Source organism: Balnearium lithotrophicum, assembly GCF_900182585.1.
Classification (GTDB): domain Bacteria; phylum Aquificota; class Aquificia; order Desulfurobacteriales; family Desulfurobacteriaceae; genus Balnearium; species Balnearium lithotrophicum.
On the sequence record NZ_FXTM01000004.1, the window covers coordinates 26527 to 49122 of the forward strand.

Sequence of the window (22596 nt, forward strand, 5' to 3'; positions counted from 1 at the left end):
CCTTTAACTTTAAAACCTCCATCTTTTCTAATTAACTATGGAGATAGTATACTAAAACCGCTTGTAGTGGAGATATTCTCTCCTAAACTTGTTCACGTTCCTTTTGCTATAACCAAATGGGGTGGATATTCACTGGATAATGCCTTTTTGGATGAAGATAAGGAACTGTGGAGTTATGACCCATTTAAACTATTTAGAGAAGTGTTTAATCCTTCATTCCCAGCTCCAGATATTACTACGGAGAATGGTAATAGGATTTTAATTGCTCATATAGATGGGGATGCCTTTTTTGGAGTTGCTGACTTTAACCCAAAAAAACACTTAGGGGAAATTTTAAAAGAAGAAATTCTTACAAAATTCAAGATTCCTCATGGAGTAAGTGTAATAGAGGGGGAGATTGCTCCTTGGGGACTCTATCCGAATGAATCGAAGAAACTTATGAAAATAGCCAAAGAAATTTTCGCTCTTCCAAACGTTGAAATGGCGTCCCATACGTTCTCTCATCCTTTTGATTGGAGAATTGTAGGAAAGAATTCAAAAGGACTACCAGCTGCTCACAATCTTCCTATAAAGGGATATGTATTTAATGTTAAAAGAGAAATTTTTGGTTCTGTTAATTTTATTAACAGATATCTATCTCCAGATGGTAAAAAAAGAACAATGGATTTATTCTGGTCAGGAAATTGTGACCCTGACAGGAATGCTGTTGAACTTACTTATAAGGCAAAGGTTTATAACATGAATGGAGGAGATACAACTATAAATTATTCAGAACCTTTCTTATCATGTGTCGCTCCATCTGGAGTTAATTTTGGGAACTTTTATCAGGTTTATGCTCCAATATCGAATGAAATGTACTACACCAACGATTGGCACGGTCCCTATTGGGGATTTATTAGAGTTATTCAAACGTTCAAACTTACAGATAAGCCGAGACGACTGAAACCAATAGATATTTATTATCACTTTTATTCCTGTCAGAAATTATCATCTCTTAATGCTTTAAAAAAAGTTTACAAGTACGCTCTATCTCAAGAGGTTATTCCTCTCTTTCCTTCCCAATATTCACAGATTGTTTTGGATGCTCGAAATACAGTTATCTATGGCAATAGGAAGGAAGGCTTTACAGTAAAAAATCAGGGATTTTGTAGGACACTAAGAGTACCCATTTCCTGGGGATATCCTGATGTTTTAAGGAGTGTTGGAGTAATAGGTTATAGGAAGATAAATAATTATTACTATATTCATCTATCAGGAAGTGGTAGCTATAAGTTATTGTTTTCTAATAAAAAACCCAAATTTCGACTTATTAGTTCAAATGGAAGAGTAAAGAAGTGGATAGAAAAGAAGAAAGGTAATTTTATTCTTTTAGATTTGGAGCTCCAATCATACCAAAAACCAACTTATGCTAATTTAGAAAGCAGTTGTAGAATAAAATTGCTTAAAGGGCGTATTGAGAAAAGGAAAAAAACTCTATACAGATTATTAGGAGAAAAGGGTATTGAACTCAAAGTCATTTGCTCTAAGTGATATAGTATCTAATTTAGAGCTTTTTGTTTTTGTAGTTATAGTAGTTTTTCTATCTGTTGTTCTTTTCCCATGGAATCTCAAAGAAAAGATTTTAGAGGAGGAAAATATAAATACTGATTTGTTAATATCCTATCTTCAAGCTCTGGAAAAAGTCAGTGATGACCCGCTAATACATTTAAAATTAGCTATAGAACTTACAAAAAAGGGTGAGTTAGATAGAGCTTTGAAGGAAATGAATACGGTAAACTTCGACCTTATACCGGATAATTTAAAAGATAGAGCTTTATTTTTATCTTTTAAATTGTATGAAACTCTGTTTTTTTCTTGTAAAAGTCAGGAGAGGAAGTCTTTAATAAGAAAAAGAATAGAAGACTTAATTATTTTAGCACTTCAAAGATATAAAGATAATCCTCAAAAGCTCTTGTATCTCTATAAATTTTCAGAAAAAATGTACTTTCCTGAAGAGTCATTGAAAATAGCCCTATTACTTTCAATGTTTAACAGTAATTGGAAAATAAAAGCTTTTATAAAGGCAGTTGAAATTGGGAAAATTGATTTAGCTTACAGTATTCTTAAGGAGATTTCTATTAAAAAACTGCCAGATAGATACAAAGTTGTAGCTTATCAAATTGCCTTCTCCAAGAAGAATTACAGTTTAGCTATAGCTTGTTTAGAGGATAGTCCTACTTTGATGAGAAAGTATTGGAAAACTTTGGTTTTTCTTTATTTTAAAACGAAAAATACTAGAAAATTCGACAGATTTGTTAAGCAAGTTCTTGAAAGAAATGAGAACTTAAGAATGAAGCAGGAGGTGTTAAAATTAGCAATAGAGCATGCACTTTGGAATTCAGATTATAAGAAGGTTAAGGTTTTAATAAGAAGATATGGACTACAGTTAGCAAATACTCCTGAATTTATAAAATTTCTTTTGAAGTCCGCATTAGCTACTGGAGATTCTTCCTTTGTAGATTGGTTATCCCGTGAAATCTTTTCCAAGGTAGAAAAATGCTAAAGAAATTTGTAATCTTACTAATTTTACTCGTATTACCTGTGGAAGTTGTAATTGCTTCTTCTGAACATTCAAATAGGTCGGAATCGTGTGAAATTAATTATAAAAATATAAGAGAATTAGAGGATATACTGAAACTACTTTTAAATGCAGCACTAAGTTCCCGTGATTTATCCCTTGCAGAGAAGGTAGTTAGGAAAGGAATAGCTATTAATCCCAACAACTCTTACTGGTACAAATGGTTAGGAAAGATTCTTGTTTGGACAAATAGAGCATCAGAGGCTCTTCCGTATCTTAAAAAAGCGTTTGAACTTTCTAAGGATAGGAAAATTGCAGAAGAACTTTTTCATTTAGCAATAGAAACAAACAGATTTGATTTGGCTAAGTCCCTGTTACCCTACGTAAAGAACGTTCCCGATAATCTTGTTATTTCCATCTATGGAGGAGTTGGAGACATTGGTTCGTTGCTTTCCTTCTTGGAGGAGAAGGGTAAACAGAAGTATCTTCTTATGGCTGCAGACATAAGGTTAATGATTGGGGATTGGAAGGGAGCTCTAAAGGATATTAACAGAGTTCTCATTTTAAATCCTGGAAATATGAGAGCTTATCTATTAAAAGCCTCAATATACTATTCAATGAAAAAATTTAAGAAATCTCTCCTTATTCTTAATGAGGGATTCAAACATCTCAATCTTAAGGATAAGTATGCTGTCAAGCTTCTTCAGAATCTCTCAGATTTGGGATGGATGCTCAATGATTTTTCCTCTGTTAGGAAAGCTGCAGAAACTCTCATAAAGTTAAACCAGGGTAGATGGGAAGATTTCTACAGACTTATTTTCATTTATAAATTTTGTTGCCCTCAGAGAATGGTTCCTTTAGGGCTGAAGTTTTACAGGGAGTTTGATTCGCTAGAAGTAATACCTACAATTCTGGATTATCTGCTTCAAAAGAAGAACTATGAGGAGTTTTTAAAGATAATCTCTAAACTTAAAGAAAATGATAGAAAGAAACTATTGAGGAACGATTATCTTTTTGTTAGTTATCTAAAGGTTTTATCTAAAATGGGAAAATATTCTTTGGTTAACAGGTTAATAGAGGATAGATTAAAAAATTCTCCCTCTCCTTCAGTTATTACATACTTAATCTATATGAAATCAGACTTGAACGACTTTAAAGGTTTAAAGGAATTAGTAAGGAAATATCAGAGGTACAAAAGTAGGATACCAGTTCCTTTTGCCTTAGCTTACCTAAAGCTAAGAAATTCCCAGATGGCTTTAAAACTCTTAGAGGGAGGAAGGGAGAAAAATCCACTACTCTATGCTGAAGTTCTTTCTCTTTCAGGAAAAAAAGAGGAAGCAAAGAGACTAAGATATTTCGTTTTCAAAAAATTGGAGGAAAAACTTAAGAAAAATCCATCTCTTTTAAAGAAGAGGGATTTCATTTACGATTTTCTCTACTTAGCTTCATACTTCTATCCACCTGGAAAGTATGAACGTTTATTACAAGAAGCATCTTCTTTTTTGACAGAGAAAGAATACAGAGAGTTATACTTAAGTTATCTGCTAAATATGGATGAAAAAACAAAAGTTATGTTCCTATGGAATAGAAAGAGGTATGAACTTTCTCCTTGGATGAAATTGAGCATAGCTCTTGACCAGTTTGATATGTACCAAATAGAAAGAACAATTAAAAAGTATTCTGGTCTCTTATCCGTTGAGGATTTGGTAACTGCTGAAGAGGAAATTGGTAGAACAAAAGAAGCGATAAGTAAGGCGTTTAGTAGTTTAGAAAATAATAGATTTAACGTTAAGCTTTACCACAAATTCGTTCAGCTCGTTAACTCATACTCAAGTTACGTTTCAATATCCCCCAAAATCCTTTCAAGAAGTGGATACAGAGAATTTAAAGTGGATTTTGTTAACAAAAATTCGCTGGTTGAAAAAGGAATAAACCTTTGGACTTACGTAGGTGATAGCAGTCCTATTAATAAAGATAAAAGTACTTTACTAAAATCTTTCAAAACTAATTTCTTGGGATTAAAGGTGGAAAAGTTATTCTCTTTGGGAAGTTACGAATTTCACTTTCTAAACTATAGAAAGGATAGAACATTTACAAATTTTGGTTTTTCTCTTCAGTCACACGTTATTAATGAGTTAAGTCTATCCTTCTCAGGAGATTTTAATAAAGAGAGCTCCGATACGGTATATCTCTACCTGGGTGGAATGGAGGATAAGTTTACAACAACACTCTCCCTTTCGAGAACGAGGTATGGCTTGGACTTAGGACTGAACTATAAGAAGTATAAATCCCAGAGTGGTAGTACAGTTGGTTATGGGAGGGAAGCTTCCCTTGGATTTACATATACCTTGAAGTCTGGTTATCCTGATATTTCAATTAGACCCTATTTCGTACTTGGAAAGTATAGAGCAACGGGAAAGCTCGGTAACATAGGAAATATAATGGCACATGTAGGAAGCCCTGTTCCTGAGGATTCAACAACTCTTGGGCTGGAAGGTAACATCGGCTATGGTAGAGTAAGTTCTTTTACGAGGGATTGGAAACCTTTTTTAAGTGGTTCAATTCTTCACAATTCTAAGTATGGTTGGGGATTCAATATTTCGGGAGGAGTAGGGGGCGAGCTTTTTCATGGGGATATGCTACGATTAGAACTTCAGAGCTCCCACAATGCGGGGAAAATAAATGAGCATCTTTACCAAATTATTGTTAATTATAAGCGTTTCTATTAGTTTCTTCTCCTCAGCCTGTTCCCATACTTTTGGGCAAGTTTATGAAACTTGCTACTTTGAATCCTTTAATAAACAGGTTCTATTAAGAATAAAACTTACAACAGATTCTGGAATTTTGATTCTAAAGCCAGACGTTAATGGAGATGGAAAACTAAGCATTGATGAACTCAACCTCTTACTCAATAAGCTCAAGGATACATTGTTTAAGAATATTGTTATTCTGAAGGATGGCCAACAGCTTAAATATAGGATTGTTGCATCGGATATAAAACCCAATCCGTTAGGCTGGATATACGGTGTAACAGCTTCTTTCTCCGTAGTATTGGATGGAGCAGGAAACTATTTCTTCTCCGATAACAATTTTTTAAAAAAAGGTCCCAAAGATAGAATAGAATTTCTCATAGATGCTTCTTTGAATCCAACAGCTCATTTGGGGAAGCATCCATGGGAGCTCTACGCTCAACTCAGTCCTTCTAAATCTTCTTTTCCCTTACGTAGCAGGACTTTCTGGGAATATCCGCAGAAAAAACTAATAGGAAATTTGAAATCTCAGAATTTTGAAGTTCTATTTTTCTTCGTTGCCCTCTTTCTGGGAATGGTTCACGCTCTAAGTCCAGGCCATGGTAAAACCCTAATTTCCGCATTTCTCGTTGGAAGCAAAGCAAGATTAAAGGATGCTTTTGTTCTATCAATTATTACTGCCATTACTCACGTTTTTAGCGTTTTAGTTTTTGGACTTCTAATTTTCTTTTTAGAACCTTACCTAAATATGAAAAAGTACTACAACTTTATTCAGCTTCTATCAGGAGTAGCAATAGTTCTCGTTGGCTATTGGATGACCGTCAGAAACAGTAAGGCCCTTTTTAGCCATCACCACCATCATCATTATCATAGTTTTTCACCTTCCTACAAAGACCTTCTGATTTCTGGAATTACAGGTGGGATTGTTCCCTGTCCATCTGCAATAGTTATCCTTTTGGTATCTATTGCCCTCAAAAAGGTCCTTTTGGGTTTGTTGGTAATCGTATTCTTCAGCTTAGGAATTGCTCTAACCCTCTTCTTGATTTCATCACTTACCCTTTTAGGTTTTAAGTTTCTCGAAGGTGCATTCAATAGGTTTGGAAAATGGGCATTTCTCTTATCTCCCTTAGTTGTAATCTTTGTTGGAATTGCCTTTATAGTTCAATCAGTTGTTAAACTTACTTAGTCAAATTACAGAAGGAGGAGGAGTATGAAAGTTAGCCGTTCAAAGGAGCTCTTTGAGGAGGCCAAAAAGTACATTCCGGGAGGAGTAAACAGTCCCGTTAGGGCATTTAAGTCGGTAGGAGAAACTCCGCGGTTTATCGAGAGGGCAAAGGGCTCTCACATCTGGGATGTCGATGGAAATGAGTACATAGACTACGTCTGTTCATGGGGACCCATGATTTTGGGTCATGCCCATCCAAGTGTGGTTGAGGCAATAAAGGAGCAGGCTGAGAAGGGAACTAGCTATGGAGCTCCAACGGAACTTGAGGTGAAACTTGCCAAGATGATTGTTGAAGCCGTTCCCTCTGTAGAGAAGGTGAGAATGGTCAATTCGGGAACGGAAGCAACCATGTCTGCAATAAGGCTTGCAAGGGGATATACTGGAAAGAATAAGATTGTAAAATTCGAAGGTTGTTACCACGGCCACGTTGATGCACTACTTGTAAAGGCCGGTTCTGGACTTACAACCTTTGGAGTTCCTACAAGTCCTGGAATTCCCGAGGACTTTGCGAAACATACAATTACAGTTCCCTTTAACGATATTGATGCTTTAAAAAGGGTTATCGATGAGTACGGGGACGATATTGCAGCGGTAATAATGGAACCGGTAATGGCAAATGCCGGACTCATACTTCCAGAGCTTAGTTTCCTTGAGAAAGTCAGGGAACTTACTGCCGACAGGGGAATAGTCCTCATATTTGATGAGGTTATTACAGGTTTCAGGCTCTCCCTCGGGGGAGCTCAGGCGTACTTTGGAATTACTCCAGACCTGTCCTGTTTTGGAAAGATTATTGGAGGAGGCCTTCCCGTTGGAGCTTTTGGTGGAAGAGCGGAAATAATGGACTATTTAGCTCCTGAAGGGCCAGTTTACCAGGCTGGAACCCTGTCCGGAAACCCCCTTGCAATGGTTGCTGGAATTAAGACCCTCGAAGAATTAAAGAAACCGGGAGTTTACGAGGAGCTAAGAGAAAAGGGGAAAAAACTCTCAGAGGGGATGAAGGAAGCTGCAAGGTCTGCAGGAATTTACGATAAGCTCTGCTTTAAGAGTATTGAGAGCATCTCCATCGTCTACTTTACTTCCGTTGATGTGAAAAACTATCAGGACGCCTTGACCTCAAATACAGAGGCTTATGCAGTATTCTTTAGGAAAATGCTGGAACAGGGAGTTTACTTAGCTCCTTCTCAATTTGAGGTGGCCTTCGTCTCAACTGCCCATACAGATGAGGACATTGAGAGGACTGTTAAAGCAGCTGAGGTTGCTTTTAGAGAGGTAAGAGAAATACTCTAATTCGAGGACAATTTGGGGAAGTTAAAGGACTACATAGAGAGAACGTCTTACATGATGGTGGGGGTTCAGTTCGCCCTCGCCATCTTTATAGGTCTTGGTATAGGCTACTGGCTCGACAAAAAATTGAAGACTTTTCCGTGGTTGACAATCCTCTGGTTCTTTATAGGTTTAGCTGCTGGTTTTAAGAACGTATATAGGGAGATTAGGAAGATTTCCAAATGAGGGAGTTTAAGAGCTTTTTATCCCTATTTATCAAGATAGAGGTCTTTCTCTTTCTCTTGGGGCTTGTTGTTTCTGTTCTGCTAAAGGGATTTTCTGTTTTTTCCCTATCCTTTGTTTTAGGTTATGCTGTAGTTGCTGTTGACTATTTCCAATTAGTTAGGTTTTCAAAGAGACTGCCAGAGCTCGTTAGATTAGGTGTCTTTCCTAAGAGTGGCTTTATGTGGAGATACCTATCGGTTCTCTTGATTTTGGTCGGTTTTTCTCTGTTTACTCCTGTGGACTTCTTTGCTATAATTTCCGCGGTCGCACTCAGTCAAATAGGACTCTTTTTAGCAGTCTTAGTCCATCGTAAGGAGTGGAGGAAATGGAAGGAAGCGTAATAAAAATTGTGGGAATTCCAGACCACGTAACAATGACTTGGCTCATGATGGCAGTTGTACTTACATTTTCCTACATTCTTGGGAAGAACCTCAAAAAATTCCCCGATAGGGTACAGTATACCTTTGAAGCCTTAACTTCGTTCATCGTTTATACACTTGAAGATGCAATGGGAAGTTATGGAAGAAAGTTCTTTCCCCTTATCTCCGGGCTTGCGGTGTTCATCCTATGTGGAAACCTAATGGGACTGATACCTGGACTTTCTCAGCCTACTGCTAACCTCAATACTACCCTTGCTCTTGCAATAATTTCGTTTTTGGTCTACAACTATGAGGGAATTAAGAAACACGGTGTCGTTAACTACTTCAAACACTTTGCCGGTCCGATTCCCTGGATGGCTCCTTTGATGTTCCCAATTGAGGTTGTATCTCACCTTTCAAGGATTCTCTCACTCTCCTTCCGTCTCTTTGGAAACATGTTCGGTGATGAAATGGTTGTTTTGGTTCTCCTCATGTTGATTCCGTTCTTGGTGCCGACTGCAGGAGAGTTCATTGTATTTGCAAACAGCTTCCTGCAGACCTTTATATTCTGTATTCTGACAGTAGTTTACATTGCAACAGCTATTGAAGAACATGAAGAGGAGCATGTAGGATATTAATAGAACTTAGAAGGGAGGTTACTGATGAAAAAGAGCTATCTCAAGAGCATTCTCTTCACGCTCTTCCTGATGGTTGTTGGAGCTCTACCTGCATTGGCCGGTGAAGGAGGAGCTGAGTCAGGAAAGGCTCTAATACTTGGTCTTTCAGCAATCGGAGCTGGATTGGCTATTGGACCTGCAGCTGGTGGTGCCGGTGCTGGACAGGGTCAGGCAGTTAGGGGAGCCTGTGAGGGAATGGCAAGGAACCCTCAGATGGCAGGAAAGCTTACAACAACAATGTTCATTGGTCTTGCTATTATCGAGGCTCTTGCCATTTACGGTCTCGTTATTGCCCTTATTCTTCTCTACGCCAATCCGCTTGCTGGTTAATTCTGAGATATCTGCCAAAAGTGAAGCCCCCTTTAAGGGGGCTTTTTTTATTAGTGCTCTCTGCTCCAGTAAACCCTTGCTAACTTTTCACCCTCGTTGTACTTTACTTCAAAGTTTCCTTTAAATGCCTTTTGGACGGCCTCCCCTATGTGCCTTGCCAGGTGCTCGCTCGTTGTTGCTATTTCAGTTTGACCATCCTCCTCTCTGACCCATAGGATTCTCTGAAGGGGCCTTAAAGACATAACTTCATCAACTACGTTTTTTATTCTATTTAAAATTTCCTCCCTGTGCTCCTCGAAGAACTTGCCACTTAGGTAGACAAAACCTCCGGGATACTTATCCCTTTTTCTCCTGCATGCTGGACAAAGTGCTTTATTTGCGTTTTCTGGAACAGGTTCTGAGAGTTGTTCAGGCCACTGCCACCTTCCATCCTTAAAAACTGCTCCACACTCCTCACAAACCGTTGGGTCGGGGTATTTCCTCTTTTCGTAATAGGGATTGTCACTTTCCCATGTGTACTCCTTCCTTCCTGCAGGTACGTAGTTTTTCATTCTTTCCCTCCTCACATTTTAGTATCTACTTTTAAATTAATTCCTTTCAGTAGATAACTTCCAGTCCTAATTTTCTCCTTAAAACCCAGATACAGCCTTCCCTTCTTGACTTTATGAGTTCTGAAGGGTCGGAAAGTTTAGGATCCCTTAAAGGAATGGAGCTTTCAAATCTGAACTTTTTCAGTATTTCTGAATCGGTTTTGAACGATGGAGAAGCAACTGTTGACTTTGATTTTCTTCCAACAGCTACCCCCTCTACAACTCCAAAACCGGCCATGTGGAGAGCTCTCCTAACGGCAGTCGAGGATGAGTAGGTTGCTAAGATTCCATCCTCCTTTATGGCCTTTCTTATCTCCTTAAAGAACTCAAACGTCCAGAGCTCCGGATTAACCTTTGGAGAAAACGGGTCGTGAAAAACAGCATCCGCAAACTTTTCAAAATTTTTAGAAAACTTCTTTAGAAAGTTTCTCCCCTCCGTTATATAAACCTCTATCTTAATCTTTGGAGTGCAGAGATTTAGAGTTAAAGTATCCCCCTCACAGGCTCTATTTTTGAGGATTTCCCTCAATACCCACTTCCACTTTTCATAACTTCCCCAGTTTATGGAGAGGGAACGCTTTATAACGGATAGGTCAAATTCAACTCCAACTACTCTGACCTCTGCCCGTGGATTTTCGGAGAAGACCTCTTCAAGAAATGCAACTGTGTTGTAGCCGAGCCCAAAACAGACGTCAAGGAGGTTAACCCTTCCCCTCCTTGCCCTTTCCCTTACCCTTGTGGGCCTACAAAACTTCTCTACAGCCTCTGTAAATGCACCTGCCGTTACGGAGTGGTAGGGTTCATTGAACCTTTCGGAAAAGAGGGTTACAGAGCCATCCTCAGTTCTTATCTCTCTATTCATTAAGTTTTTCTACTACCGATTTTACTTTTTCCTCAATGTGGAGCTCCTTATCCACTCTTTCATCAATCCTCATTGACGTTACAACCCTTGGAGCTCCCCTCTCAAACGGTACCCTGTGCATCCTCCTTGCAGCCTCAAGGAGTTCATCTAAAGAACCTTCAACTATCGTTCCCATAGCAGTAACTTGGAACTTTAATCCCATGTCCTTTAAAACCTTCACACAGTCTGCAACGTAAGTGCTAACACTTGGGCTTCCTGTTCCTAAAGGAATGACAACAATTTCCATTATAGCCATATCAATCTCCAAAGAGCTCCCTTATAATCCTTTCCCACTGTTCCTTACACTCCTCTCCCTCACAGTTGTCGAGGGGAATAACAGAGGCCTTCTCTATAACTTCCTTTTTAACAAAAATCGGCTTGTTTGTTCTCACTGCTAAGTTAATTGCATCGCTTGGCCTTGAATCAATCTTTATCACCTCTCCATCAGGCCTCTTTACCTCTATCAGGGCAAAGTAGATTCCCTTGTCAAAGTCGTTAATAACAACCCTTTCAACCTCTCCACCGAATACTGAGAGAATTTCCCTTATCAGGTCGTAGGGGAATGGTCTTGGAGGAACAGCTCCTAAGAGTTCTGTTTCGAGGAGTTCTGCTTCCCAGTTGCCTACCCAAATCGGAACGGCAAATCTCTCCTCCTCGTTTCCCAAGATTATTATAGGCATTCCCGTATAGCTATCCTGAGCTATTCCTATTACAGATACTTCAACCATCTCAAAACCCCTTTAATTTATTCAACCTCTACAAGTTCAGCTGCAGGCTCTCCCTTTAAGAAAAATGGAGAGCTCTCGGTTATTTTCACTTTAACAAATTTCCCTATCAGTTCCTTTCCTCCAACGACTGCAACTGGCTTGTTGTCCCTCGTCCTTCCGTAGAGCTCCGTTCCCTTAGGACTGAATCCCTCAATGAGAACCTCCTCAACCTTTCCTACCCTCTTCCTGTTCCTCTCCTCAGCCTGTCTCTTTATTAAGTCCTGGAGTTCCTTCAGTCTCATATTTTTAACCTCTTTAGGAACGTTATCTTCAAACGTTGAGGCCTTTGTAAACGGCCTTGGGGAGTACTCAAAGACAAATCCCTGGTCGAAAACACACTCCTCAACCAAGGAAAGGGTCTCCTCAAAGTCCTTCTCCGTTTCCCCGGGAAATCCAACTATAAAGTCTCCGGAGAGGGCTACATTTGGGACAAGTTCCTTTAACATTTTTACCTTCTCGATGTACTCCTCCCTCGTGTACCCCCTGTTCATTCTTTCCAAGATTCTATTTGAACCGCTCTGTGGAGGGAGATGAACGTAGGGACAGACCTTATCTATGTCCCTTATTGCCCTTGCTATTTTCTCGTTAAATCCGGCAGGGTGGGATGTTGTGAATCTAACCCTCTCTATTCCCGGAACCTCCGACACCATGTAGAGGAGGTCTGCAAGGTCAACACCTTCATAGTTGTAAAAATCAACGTTCTGACCTAAAAGGTGAACCTCCTTTACTCCCCTCTCTGCTAATCTCCTTGCCTCCTCAACAACCAATTGGGGCTTTACACTTCTCTCCCTTCCCCTTGTAAAGGGAACGATACAGTACGTACAGAACCTGTTACATCCCCTCTGAACCGTTATGTAGGCAACGTATGGGTTTTCAAGGGAGCTCTCAATGAGCGGAATTCTCTCCTCTTCAGGAATCTTTGAGTTCAGTATTTCGATTGTTCTCCCTTCTTTTTTAACCCTTTCTAAAAGCTGCGGAAGTCTTACGAAGTTGAATGTTCCAAAGACGAGGTCAACGTGGTTAAACCTCAAGATTTGCTCCCTCTCCTTTTGGGGAACGCACCCTGAAACTGCAACTATCGCCTCAGGTTTTTTCCTCTTAATCTGCTTTAGGTTTCCTATGAATGAATAGGCCTTGTTGTCAGGTTTAGCCCTTACAGAGCAGGTGTTGACGATAATAACGTCAGCTTCCTCCGGAGAGGGAGCCTTCTCGTAGCCCATAGACTCCAAGAGACCACCCATCTTTTCAGAGTCGTTTACGTTCATCTGGCAGCCAAAGGTCTTTATGTAGTACTTCTTAGCCATTTCTCTCCAAAATAGTGGTTTAAACAAAATATAGTTTTAATCGCAGGGGTTTGGTATTGTTACCCCCTTCGGATAGACGAGGATTTCTACCCTTCTGTTGAGGGCCCTTCCCTCAGGTGTATTGTTTGGAGCTATCGGGTGTTTTGGACCACATCCGAAAGTTACTATTCTCGTTGGGTCAACTCCGTTTAAAACTAACTCATTCCTAACGGCTTCTGCCCTCTTTTCTGAAAGCTTAACGTTGTAGTTAAAGTCTCCTACGCTATCTGTGTAGCCAACTATTACTATCACTGTATCTGGGTCCCGATTTAGCGTTTTTGCTACTTTCCTTAATACATCCTTTGCCTCAGGTTTAAGGTGATAGCTGTTGAAGTCAAAAAGAACGGTGTCCTTCATTACAACCTTTACTCTGTTTGGCTCCTTCACAACAGCAACAGGCTTTTCCTCGCTTATGGGAGGTTCCGTGGGTTTAACCTCGGGATTTGTATTGTCAACTGGTTTAATCCCTAAGTCGTTACCCAACTGGTTTGCCTGCTGGTCTAAGATGTACCCTATTGCCCCGCCTATTAGAGCTCCAGCTGCTGCCCCTATCAGTATCCTTTTTCCTTTGTGGTGTTTTGGCCCCGTTGCAGCTCCTGCAATTGCTCCGATGGCAGCTCCAACGGCAGCTCCAGTTACAGTCTTGCTCGGCTGGCTTCCTCCTTGCTGGGTTGTTGCACAACCCCCAAAGAGCAGGCTTGAAACTGTTACTAATGTTAAAATTTTCCTCATAGCTTCCTCAGTAATCCGTTTAAACTTAATTTAAACCTCTCTTGGAGGAGTTCAAATGTTTAATATTAGAGAGATTGCAAAAAGGGCAAAGAACGTTAGCTACGGTCTCGTTGATATCTCAACAGAGATTAAGAATAGAACCCTCCTAAAGGCCGCCGAACTTATTGAGAAAAAGAGGGATGTAATAGAGGCTGAAAATAGGAAGGATTTAGTTGCAGGTGAGGAGAAGGGGCTGTCAAAGGCTATGCTTGACAGGCTCCTTTTAAATGAAAAGAGAATAGCCGGAATGGTTCAAGTTTTAAAGGACGTTGCCTCCCTCAACGACCCCGTTGGCGAAGTTATAAAGATGTGGACCCGTCCAAACGGACTTAAAATTGGAAAGATGAGAGTTCCCCTTGGAGTGGTTGCAATTATCTACGAATCAAGGCCAAACGTTACAGTTGAAGCAGGTTCGCTCTGTATAAAGAGTTCCAATTCCGTTATCTTGAAGGGAGGCTCCGAGGCAATAAATTCAAACAGGGTTCTCGTTAACATCCTAAAGGAGGCTGCAGAATCAGAGGGTTTCCCCTCAGATGCCATTCAGTTTGTTGATACGACCGATAGGAGCGCTGTAAGGGAGCTCCTACTCCTTGATGAGTACATCGACGTTGTAATTCCAAGGGGAGGAGAGGGACTTATAAGGTTCGTTGCGGAAAATGCCAGAATGCCTGTCATAAAGCACTACAAGGGGGTCTGTCACGTCTTCGTCGATGAGTTTGCAGATTTGGAAAAGGCCTGGAACATCTGCTTTAATGCTAAAGTTCAGAGACCCGGTGTCTGTAATGCGATGGAGACTATGTTGGTTCACAGCAAAATTGCCGATGCCTTTTTGCCAAACATGATTGAGATGTTTAAAAAGGTTAAAGTGGAGCTCCGCGGATGTGAGAGGACAATTTCCTACGACCCTGACTACATTAAGCCCGCCACTGAAGAGGACTGGTACGCTGAGTACCTTGACCTGATTCTCGCCGTAAGGATTGTTGACTCCTTGGATGAGGCTATAGACCACATCAACACGTACGGTTCACACCACAGTGATTCTATAGTAACTGAGAACTACACAAATGCAATGAAGTTTCTCAACAAGGTTGACTCTGCTGCAGTCTACGTTAACGCATCAACGAGGTTTACCGATGGAAACGTTTTTGGTTTAGGTGCTGAAATGGGAATCTCAACAGATAAGGTTCACGTAAGGGGACCTATGGGGCTTGAGGACCTAACCATTCCTAAGTACATAATCTTTGGAAACGGGCAGATTAGGGAGTAGAGGTGATAAGGAGCTCTGAGGTAGGAACTCTCTTTTTCTGGTTTTTCTTCGTTGTAACAGTTCTCTGGACCCTTGTTGCAGTGATTTTCAAGGCTAAAAAGTTGATTTCTCAGAGGAAGTAATTTAAAGGTGTTTATCTCCAACTAAGATAATTGGAGTGAATTTGGTCTTAATGATTTTGACCTCTACCTCGTAGATTTCTGAAAGGAGCTCCTCGTTAAGGAGCTCCTCCTTGCTTCCCACGAAGAACTTTCCTCCATATCCAATTAGGATAACCTTGTCTATGTAATCCCACACAGAATTGAGATCGTGTGTAACCATGCATATTCCAAACCTTTCCTCCTTGTGGAGCTTATTGAGGAGTTCTAAAATTTTCCTTGAACTTTTCAAATCAACGCCGGTTGTAGGCTCATCTAAAAAGATATAGTGGGGATTGCTAATAAGTGCCCTTGCTATCAGTGTCTTTCTCTGCTGTCCTCCCGATAACCTGTTGAAGGGTTCATCCTTCTTTTCCTCTAAATCCAAAAGGTTCAGCCAATTAAGGGCCCTTTGAACCTCCTCCTCCTTTATTACCTCAAATCTCCCCTTTCTTGGAAAGAGCCCGGAGAGGACAACCTCAAGAACCGTTCCAGGAAAAGAGTGGGAGTAGTTCTCCATCTGGGGAACGTAGCTGAGAAACCTCCTCTCGTCACACCTTCCTGTACAGTCAACTCCGTGAATGAGTATTTTTCCCTTCAAGGGTGGAATTATCCCTAAAACTGTTTTAATTAGCGTACTCTTTCCAACTCCGTTCGGTCCGACAACTACCCAGAACTCCTCCTCGTTGAACTTAACGTTCAATCCAGAGACGATTTCCCTTGAGTATCCTATGCTGAGATTTTGGAGCTCTATCCCTTCCACTTACTTCTCTTTTAAAACTTCTTCTATCGGTTTAAATCCAACGTGAATGTAACCCTTCTTCTCCCCTGGTGGAGCGTATATTATTGTCGGCGTAGCCCTTACTCCGTTTTTAAGGAGCTCCTTCTCAACGTTTTTCAACGTTTCCTTAATTTTGTTTTGTTCCTCTTTGGAAAGCTTTATCCCTCCCTTTTTAATTTTTTCCTCCAAGTTCTTAGCGTACTTCATAAAGTCGCCGTTTCCAAGACTGTAGAGTTCCTTAAATGCCTCTGCTGCTCCCCTTTCCCTTGCAATTTGTGTGTAGTAAATGAGCCCCTTAATTGAGTTTTCTCCGTGAACTGCCAGTGGTATCATGTGAATTTCAACGTTGTTCTTCCTTGCAATCTCCTCCAACTGGTTAAAGTGGGCTGAACAGAAGGGACAGAAAACATCCCAGACGATGTAGACCTTTCTGTTACTCTTTCCTATGACATGGGGGATGTTTGCCTTTGTTAACATTTCATCGACTTTCCTAACAAAGGAGACGTCAGTTTTTAGCTCCTTTACCGGATTTTTAGGATTTATAGGTTTTAGAAGAACTTTGTCCCCTTTAATTTTGTATTTAAACATTTCAAGTGCTAAATAATTTCCTTTTTTGCTCAAGAATACGTACTTTTTAATTTCCCTATGGTTTCTCTTGTCGTCTATCGTTACTTCATAAACCTTAAATCCCGGAACCTTAACCTCTGCAGGCTCTACCTTTTTTACCTCTACTCCCTGAACTTTGAGGGGAGATAGAATCGACCTGATAATTTTTTCATCCTGAGTTACATTCTTTTTTTCCTTTTTAATCTCTGTTTTATTTACATTTTCATTAGCCTGAGAACAGCCACTAATAAACATGGAAACCAATAACAGAGCCGTTAGGATTCTCAATTTCTCCCTCCCTATTAAAAAAGTTAAGGGGGCAGAGCCCCCTACTACAGTTCTCCCTTCTGCTGTCTAATCTTAGCCTGAGCTGCTGCAAGTCTTGCTATTGGAACCCTGAATGGAGATGGACTGACGTACTTGACACCAACTTTCTGGAAGAAGTTAATCGACCTTGGGTCTCCCCCGTGTTCTCCACAGATTCCCGTCTTCATGTTTGGCCTTACGGAGTTACCCTTCTCTATTGCTATCTCAATGAGTCTTCCAACGCCGTTCTCATCGATGTGGAGGAACGGGTCTCCCTTCAGTATTCCCATATCAACGTACTTTCCAATGAACTTTCCGGCATCATCCCTTGAAAGGCCGAAGGTCATCTGTGTTAGGTCGTTGGTTCCAAATGAGAAGTACTGAGCGTAGCGGGCGAGCTGGTCGGCTATTAGAGCAGCCCTCGGAACTTCAATCATCGTTCCAACTTGGTATTCAACCTCGGTTCCCGTTTCAAGGAAGACCTCTGCTGCAACGTCATCTATCAGCTTTTTGAGCTCGTAGAGCTCCCTATCATCGGCAATGAGAGGAAGCATTATTTCGGGGAGAACGTCTATTCCGTTCTTCTTACAGTGGCACGCAGCCTCTAAAATTGCCCTTGCCTGCATCTTGTAGATTTCAGGATATGCAATTCCAAGCCTTGAACCTCTTAAACCTAACATCGGGTTGACTTCGTGGAGCTCCTCGGCCCTCTTCTTTATCTCCTCAACAGAAAGTCCCATCTCCTTTGCAGTTCTTTCAAATTCCTCCTCGGTTTTAGGAAGGAACTCGTGAAGAGGTGGGTCCAATAACCTTATGTTAACAGGAAGTCCATTCATAACCTCAAAAATTGCTATAAAGTCCTCCCTCTGCATTGGAAGCAGTTTTGAAAGGGCCTTTTCCCTCTCTTCCTCTGTCTTTGCAAGTATCATCTCCCTAACGACGGGAATTCTTTCCTCTTTAAAGAACATGTGTTCCGTTCTACACAGACCGATTCCTTCTGCTCCGAAGTCCCTTCCCTGCTTGGCATCCTCTGGGGTATCGGCGTTGACCCTTACCTGTAGGTCCCTTATCTCATCTGCCCACCTCATTAACTCTTCAAATTCACCGGAAATCTGTGCAGGAATTGTCCTTAATTCACCGTGGAATATTTCTCCTGTACTTCCATCAATCGTTATTACGTCTCCTTTCTTAACTACAACGTCCCCTACTCTAAACTCCTCTTTTTCGTAATCTACGTGTATTGACTCAGCTCCAACGATGCACGTTTTACCCATTCCCCTTGCAACAACGGCAGCGTGAGATGTCATTCCACCCCTTGCGGTCAGTATTCCCTCTGCTGCATGCATTCCGTGGATATCCTCAGGGGACGTTTCGTGTCTAACCAAGATTACCTTCTCTCCCTTCTCGGCAAGCTCAACTGCTTCATCTGCAGAGAAGACAACCTTTCCACTTACTGCTCCTGGAGCAGCAGGAAGTCCCTTAGCAATAAGTCTTCCTTCCTCTATTGCCCTCTTTCTATCCTTCTCATCCAACATAGGATGGAGAAGCTGGTTTATTAAGGATGGGTCTATCCTGAGAATGGCTTCCTCTTTCGTTATTAGTCCCTCTTTAACCATATCAACTGCAATCTTTACTGCAGCCCTTGCAGTTCTCTTTCCTGCCCTTGTCTGAAGCATCCAGAGACGGCCATTTTCTATTGTGAACTCTATGTCCTGCATGTCCCTGTAGTGCTTTTCAAGAATGTCCCTGATTTTTAGGAGCTGCTCGTAAACCTCGGGAAACTCCTCCTCAAGGGATGTCTGCTCATCACTTGTCTTCTGAGACTTTGTTAGTGGCTGTGGAGTTCTTATCCCTGCAACAACGTCCTCTCCCTGAGCGTTCTTGAGGTACTCTCCGTAGAAGACGTTTTCACCCGTTGATGGGTTCCTTGTAAATGCAACTCCTGTTCCGGAGGTTTCTCCCATATTTCCAAATACCATTGCAACGATGTTTACAGCAGTTCCGTAGTCCTCTGGAATCTTGTTGATTTCCCTGTACTTAATAGCCCTTGGGTTGTTCCAGGAGTCAAAAACAGCCTTTATTGCCATCCTTAACTGTTCGTAAGGGTCCTGAGGGAAATCCCTTCCGGTTTCCCTCTTTACAAGCTCCTTGTACCTCTTTACAACATCCTTTAGGTCCTCTGCAGTGAGGTCAACGTCCTGCTTTGCTCCAACTTCCTTTTTCTTCTCCTCTAAAATCTCCTCAAACTTCTCGTGGGGAATTCCCATTACAACGTTTCCAAACATCTGGATGAATCTCCTGTAGGAGTCCCAGGCAAACCTCTCATTTCCTGTTGACTTTGCCAGTCCCTCAACAGTTTCATCGTTGAGACCCAAGTTGAGTATTGTGTCCATCATTCCAGGCATGGAGACGGGAGCTCCAGACCTTACAGAAACAAGGAGGGGATTATCCTTGTCTCCAAACTTTTTCCCCATCTCCTGTTCAATTTTTCTTAAACCTTCCAAGACCTGTTCCCACATCCCTTCGGGGAACTTTTGACCCAACTCAAAGTACTCTTTACAAACTTCCGTTGTTATTGTTATTCCAGGCGGAACTGGAAGACCTAAGTTAGTCATCTCTGCAAGGTTCGCCCCTTTACCACCCAAGAGCATCTTCATCTCTGCACTACCTTCGGCCTTACCTCCACCGAAGTAGTAAACCATCTTTTTAGACATATCCGGGCCTCCCTAAAAAACGATTTTTGAAAAGTCTATGAGCTCCAAGAGCTTGTCTGCTATGTTTTTCAAAAGGCTCAATCTCCTATTCCTAACTTTCTCGTCCTTATCCATAACCATAACATTGTCAAAGAAGTTATCAACAAAGGGCTTTAGCTCCCCGATTTTTAGGAGAACTCCCCTGTAGTCCCTTTTCTCAATGAGTTTGTCAAGTTCACCTTTGAGTTTCAAAAAGGCATTCCAGAGCTCCTCCTCGTACTTACCCTCGGGAGAGATTGGAACCGGTTCAAATCCTACGGGAATAATGTTTACAACCCTCCTCATCGTAAAGAGAACTGCTTCAAACTCAGGGTTTTCCCTCAAAACTTCAACAGCCTTTACCCTTAAAAGGGAATCATAAGGGTTGTCAGATACTGAGAGAACTGCATCCACTGTGTCAGGTCTAAATCCCTTTTCTCTTAAGTAGTTTTTCAGTCTGTCCTTTATAAATTGAAGGGTTTCTGAAACTGTACTAAGGGATAGTTTTATTCCCTGTTCCTGGTAAAGTTCCTCGGACTTCTCCAGTGTAGGAGTTAGGTTGAGCGAGAGTTCGTTCTCTATTAGCGTCTGTATTAGACCTAAAGCGTTTCTCCTGAGGGCAAAGGGGTCTGCAGAACCTGTAGGTTTAAGTCCTGCTCCTATAAATCCCGTTAAGTTATCTATCTTTTCAGATAAGGAAAGGGAAATTCCCGTCTTTGTTTCTGCAACTCTATCCTTTGAAAACCTTGGAAGATACTGCTCTTCTATGGATAGAGCTACCTCCTCATCCTCTCCGTCTAAAAGGGCGTAATACTTGCCCATCGTTCCCTGGAGCTCAGGAAACTCGTTGACCATTTCTGTTAATAGGTCTGCCTTTGAAAGGTAAGCAGCCCTCTCTGCCCTTTTCTCAACGTCAAATTTCAGTTCTTCCGAAATAAAAGGAGTTAGCTTTACCAGTCTCTTAGTTTTATCAAGCATGGTTCCCAACTTTTCGTGAAAGACAACACCCTGGAGCTCCGGAACCCTCTCCTCCAACCTCCTCTTCCTGTCCTCTTTAAAGAAGAAGAGGGCATCGCTCAATCTTGCCCTTAAGACCTTCTCGTATCCCAACCTAACTGTTAGGTCGTCCGTTGGCTTTATGTTGGATACGCCTATGAAGTAGTTTTTAAGATTTCCCTCCCAATCGACTACAGAGAAAAACTTCTGGTGGTCCTTCATTACCGTAATGGGAACTTCCTTTGGAAGGTTTAAAAATTCCCCATCAAACTCTCCCAAAATGGGATAGGGGAACTCCGTTAAGTTTGTAACCTCTTCAAGGAGCTCCTCATCCTCTAAGAGCTTCCCACCTACAGATGAGGCCAAATCCTTACAGCCGTCAAGGATAATGGCTTTTCTCTTTTCTAAGTCTGCAACTACGAATCTGTCCTCAAGCTGAGTTAAAAATTCGTTTGGACTTTCAACTTGAAAAGGTTCGGGGGAGAGAAATCTGTGACCGTAGGATACGTTTGAACTCTTTATTCCGTTAATTTCAAATTCAACTGTTCTATCCCCAAAAACGGAAACTATCCACCTAATAGGCCTTGCAAACCTTACGTTCTTCTCTCCCCACCTCATGCTTTTTTTAAAGGGAATGGAGAGAATTATTTCAGGAAGTATTTTTTTCAAAACTTCCTCTGTTTTTTTTCCCTCTACAACTTTCCTAACAGCTACGTACTTTCCCTTCCTTCCCTGAGGATTCTCAACAACTATAAGGTCATTTACTGTTACTCCCCTTGATTTTGCAAATCCCTGCGCAGCCCTTGTTGGATTTCCGTTCTCATCAAAGGCTGCCCTGTACGAAGGACCTACTATTAATTCCTCCCTTCTTGGCTGCTCCTCCGGTACATCGTAGGCAATGGCTATAAGCCTTCTCGGAGTTCCGAAGGTTTCAACCGATGTTGGAGGAATGTGTTCAGCTGACAGTTTCTCCTTTAGTTTTTCCTCTATGTAATTAAGAGCAGGTTCTATAAAGGAGGCAGGGAGTTCCTCAGTTCCTATTTCAAGTAGTAAGTTTTTCACCTTCACCTTCTACCTCTTCAATCTCAAGGTACTTTTTTGCACAGGCTGCAGCCAATCTCCTAACCCTTCCTATAAAGGCTGCCCTCTCTGCAACAGAAATGGCTCCCCTTGCATCAAGGAGGTTGAAAATGTGGGAGCACTTTAGACAGTAATCGTAGGCAGGAAGTACTAAACCTTCATTGACGAGCCTTTCAGACTCCCTTTCAAACATCTCAAAGAGTTTAAAGAGCATCTTAGGGTCGGATTTTTCAAAGTTGTAAACCGACCACTGGTACTCGTTTTCCTTGTAAAGGTCTCCGTACTTAACTCCCTTCGTCCACTCTATGTCGTAGACGCTGTCAACGTTCTGGATGTACATTGCGATTCTTTCAAGTCCGTAGGTTATCTCTACCGAAATAGGGTCTAACGTTACTCCCCCTGCCTGCTGGAAGTAGGTAAACTGGGTTATCTCCATCCCATCAAGCCAGACCTCCCAGCCTAATCCCCAGGCTCCGAGCGTAGGGGATTCCCAGTCATCCTCAACGAACCTCACATCGTGTTCCCTGAGGTCAAATCCTAAGGCCTCCAAACTTCCTAAGTAGAGCTCCTGTGAATTTTCAGGGGACGGCTTTAGAATTACCTGGAACTGGAAGTAGTGCTGGAGTCTGTTAGGATTTTCCCCGTACCTTCCATCTGCAGGACGCCTGCACGGCTGGACGTAAGCGACTCTCCAGGGTTTTCTTCCAAGAACCTTTAAAAATGTAAAGGGGTGCATCGTTCCTGCGCCCTGCTCAACATCGTAGGGAGAGGCTATAATACAACCCTGCCTAGACCAGTAGTTTTGAAGTGTGAATATCAATTCCTGAAACGTCAACGTTTCTCTCCACAGTATGATAATTTTCGGCGTAATTT

The 22596-nt window shown here is 41.4% G+C and carries 21 protein-coding genes; 10 read left to right on the forward strand and 11 right to left on the reverse strand.

The window, feature by feature from the left end; all coding sequences use genetic code 11:
- The first annotated feature begins 66 nt into the window (after positions 1-66).
- From FN732_RS02000 to atpE, 9 genes are read left to right on the forward strand one after another with little or no spacing between them, the layout of a single operon-like run.
- Complete coding sequence (locus tag FN732_RS02000) at positions 67-1530, forward strand: polysaccharide deacetylase family protein (protein WP_185954210.1); 1464 nt, start codon at positions 67-69, stop codon at positions 1528-1530.
- The gene (locus tag FN732_RS02005; protein ID WP_142934112.1) at positions 1502-2542 is read left to right on the forward strand and encodes a hypothetical protein; all 1041 of its coding nucleotides are present in this window, start codon (positions 1502-1504) and stop codon (positions 2540-2542) included. Before FN732_RS02000 ends, FN732_RS02005 begins: the two co-directional genes overlap by 29 nt.
- Positions 2543-2580: 38 nt before the next feature.
- Positions 2581-5286: a tetratricopeptide repeat protein gene (locus tag FN732_RS02010; RefSeq protein WP_185954211.1), complete on the forward strand. Its 2706-nt coding sequence runs from the start codon at positions 2581-2583 to the stop codon at positions 5284-5286.
- On the forward strand, positions 5261-6493 hold the full coding sequence (locus FN732_RS02015; RefSeq protein ID WP_185954212.1) for a nickel/cobalt transporter: 1233 nt from the start codon (positions 5261-5263) through the stop codon (positions 6491-6493). Before FN732_RS02010 ends, FN732_RS02015 begins: the two co-directional genes overlap by 26 nt.
- A 24-nt stretch (positions 6494-6517) precedes the next feature.
- Positions 6518-7819 carry a glutamate-1-semialdehyde 2,1-aminomutase gene (hemL, locus tag FN732_RS02020; protein ID WP_142934118.1) on the forward strand — a complete coding sequence of 434 codons (1302 nt, stop codon included), beginning with the start codon at positions 6518-6520 and terminating at the stop codon, positions 7817-7819.
- Positions 7820-7831: 12 nt separating this feature from the next.
- Positions 7832-8041: an AtpZ/AtpI family protein gene (locus FN732_RS02025; RefSeq protein WP_185954213.1), complete on the forward strand. Its 210-nt coding sequence runs from the start codon at positions 7832-7834 to the stop codon at positions 8039-8041.
- Entirely contained in the window at positions 8038-8421 is a 384-nt protein-coding gene (locus FN732_RS02030; RefSeq protein WP_142934120.1) for a hypothetical protein, read from the forward strand. The genes FN732_RS02025 and FN732_RS02030 overlap by 4 nt, the downstream gene beginning before the upstream one ends.
- Positions 8406-9077, forward strand: coding sequence for a F0F1 ATP synthase subunit A (atpB, locus tag FN732_RS02035; RefSeq protein ID WP_142934123.1), 672 nt, complete (start codon positions 8406-8408; stop codon positions 9075-9077). Before FN732_RS02030 ends, atpB begins: the two co-directional genes overlap by 16 nt.
- Positions 9078-9101: 24 nt before the next feature.
- Positions 9102-9446 (forward strand): ATP synthase F0 subunit C, encoded by a 345-nt coding sequence (gene atpE / locus FN732_RS02040; RefSeq protein ID WP_142934125.1) that lies wholly within the window; start codon positions 9102-9104, stop codon positions 9444-9446.
- 50 nt (positions 9447-9496) lie between these two features.
- Here atpE and FN732_RS02045 read toward each other — a convergent pair whose 3' ends face one another.
- The 6 genes from FN732_RS02045 to FN732_RS02070 are packed head-to-tail and all read right to left on the reverse strand — an operon-like array spanning position 9497 to position 13779.
- The gene (locus FN732_RS02045) at positions 9497-9997 is read right to left on the reverse strand and encodes a BCAM0308 family protein (RefSeq protein WP_142934127.1); all 501 of its coding nucleotides are present in this window, start codon (positions 9995-9997) and stop codon (positions 9497-9499) included.
- Between the two features lie 46 nt (positions 9998-10043).
- The gene (locus tag FN732_RS02050; RefSeq protein ID WP_142934129.1) at positions 10044-10898 is read right to left on the reverse strand and encodes a tRNA (5-methylaminomethyl-2-thiouridine)(34)-methyltransferase MnmD; all 855 of its coding nucleotides are present in this window, start codon (positions 10896-10898) and stop codon (positions 10044-10046) included.
- A complete protein-coding gene (locus FN732_RS02055) occupies positions 10891-11193 on the reverse strand; it encodes an MTH1187 family thiamine-binding protein (RefSeq protein WP_142934131.1) in 303 nt (100 codons plus the stop codon). The genes FN732_RS02050 and FN732_RS02055 overlap by 8 nt, the downstream gene beginning before the upstream one ends.
- 1 nt (position 11194) lies before the next feature.
- Positions 11195-11665: a bifunctional nuclease family protein gene (locus FN732_RS02060; RefSeq protein ID WP_142934133.1), complete on the reverse strand. Its 471-nt coding sequence runs from the start codon at positions 11663-11665 to the stop codon at positions 11195-11197.
- A 17-nt stretch (positions 11666-11682) separates the two neighbouring features.
- The gene (gene miaB, locus FN732_RS02065; RefSeq protein WP_142934135.1) at positions 11683-13008 is read right to left on the reverse strand and encodes a tRNA (N6-isopentenyl adenosine(37)-C2)-methylthiotransferase MiaB; all 1326 of its coding nucleotides are present in this window, start codon (positions 13006-13008) and stop codon (positions 11683-11685) included.
- Positions 13009-13044: 36 nt separating this feature from the next.
- Positions 13045-13779 carry a YiaD family glycine zipper/OmpA-like lipoprotein gene (locus FN732_RS02070; RefSeq protein WP_142934137.1) on the reverse strand — a complete coding sequence of 245 codons (735 nt, stop codon included), beginning with the start codon at positions 13777-13779 and terminating at the stop codon, positions 13045-13047.
- Between the two features lie 55 nt (positions 13780-13834).
- Between FN732_RS02070 and FN732_RS02075 the strand changes: the two genes are divergently transcribed.
- On the forward strand, positions 13835-15085 hold the full coding sequence (locus FN732_RS02075; protein ID WP_142934139.1) for a glutamate-5-semialdehyde dehydrogenase: 1251 nt from the start codon (positions 13835-13837) through the stop codon (positions 15083-15085).
- A gap of 123 nt (positions 15086-15208) precedes the next feature.
- Here the strand turns inward: FN732_RS02075 and FN732_RS02080 are convergent, their stop codons facing one another.
- The 5 genes from FN732_RS02080 to FN732_RS02100 are packed head-to-tail and all read right to left on the reverse strand — an operon-like array spanning position 15209 to position 22558.
- A complete protein-coding gene (locus tag FN732_RS02080) occupies positions 15209-15985 on the reverse strand; it encodes a metal ABC transporter ATP-binding protein (protein WP_142934141.1) in 777 nt (258 codons plus the stop codon).
- Positions 15986-16897 carry a DsbA family protein gene (locus FN732_RS02085; RefSeq protein WP_142934143.1) on the reverse strand — a complete coding sequence of 304 codons (912 nt, stop codon included), beginning with the start codon at positions 16895-16897 and terminating at the stop codon, positions 15986-15988.
- 44 nt (positions 16898-16941) lie between these two features.
- Positions 16942-19629, reverse strand: coding sequence for a pyruvate, phosphate dikinase (ppdK, locus tag FN732_RS02090; RefSeq protein WP_142934146.1), 2688 nt, complete (start codon positions 19627-19629; stop codon positions 16942-16944).
- Between the two features lie 12 nt (positions 19630-19641).
- Entirely contained in the window at positions 19642-21705 is a 2064-nt protein-coding gene (glyS, locus tag FN732_RS02095; protein WP_246051299.1) for a glycine--tRNA ligase subunit beta, read from the reverse strand.
- Positions 21686-22558, reverse strand: coding sequence for a glycine--tRNA ligase subunit alpha (locus FN732_RS02100; RefSeq protein ID WP_142934150.1), 873 nt, complete (start codon positions 22556-22558; stop codon positions 21686-21688). The genes glyS and FN732_RS02100 overlap by 20 nt, the downstream gene beginning before the upstream one ends.
- Positions 22559-22596 lie beyond the last annotated feature (38 nt).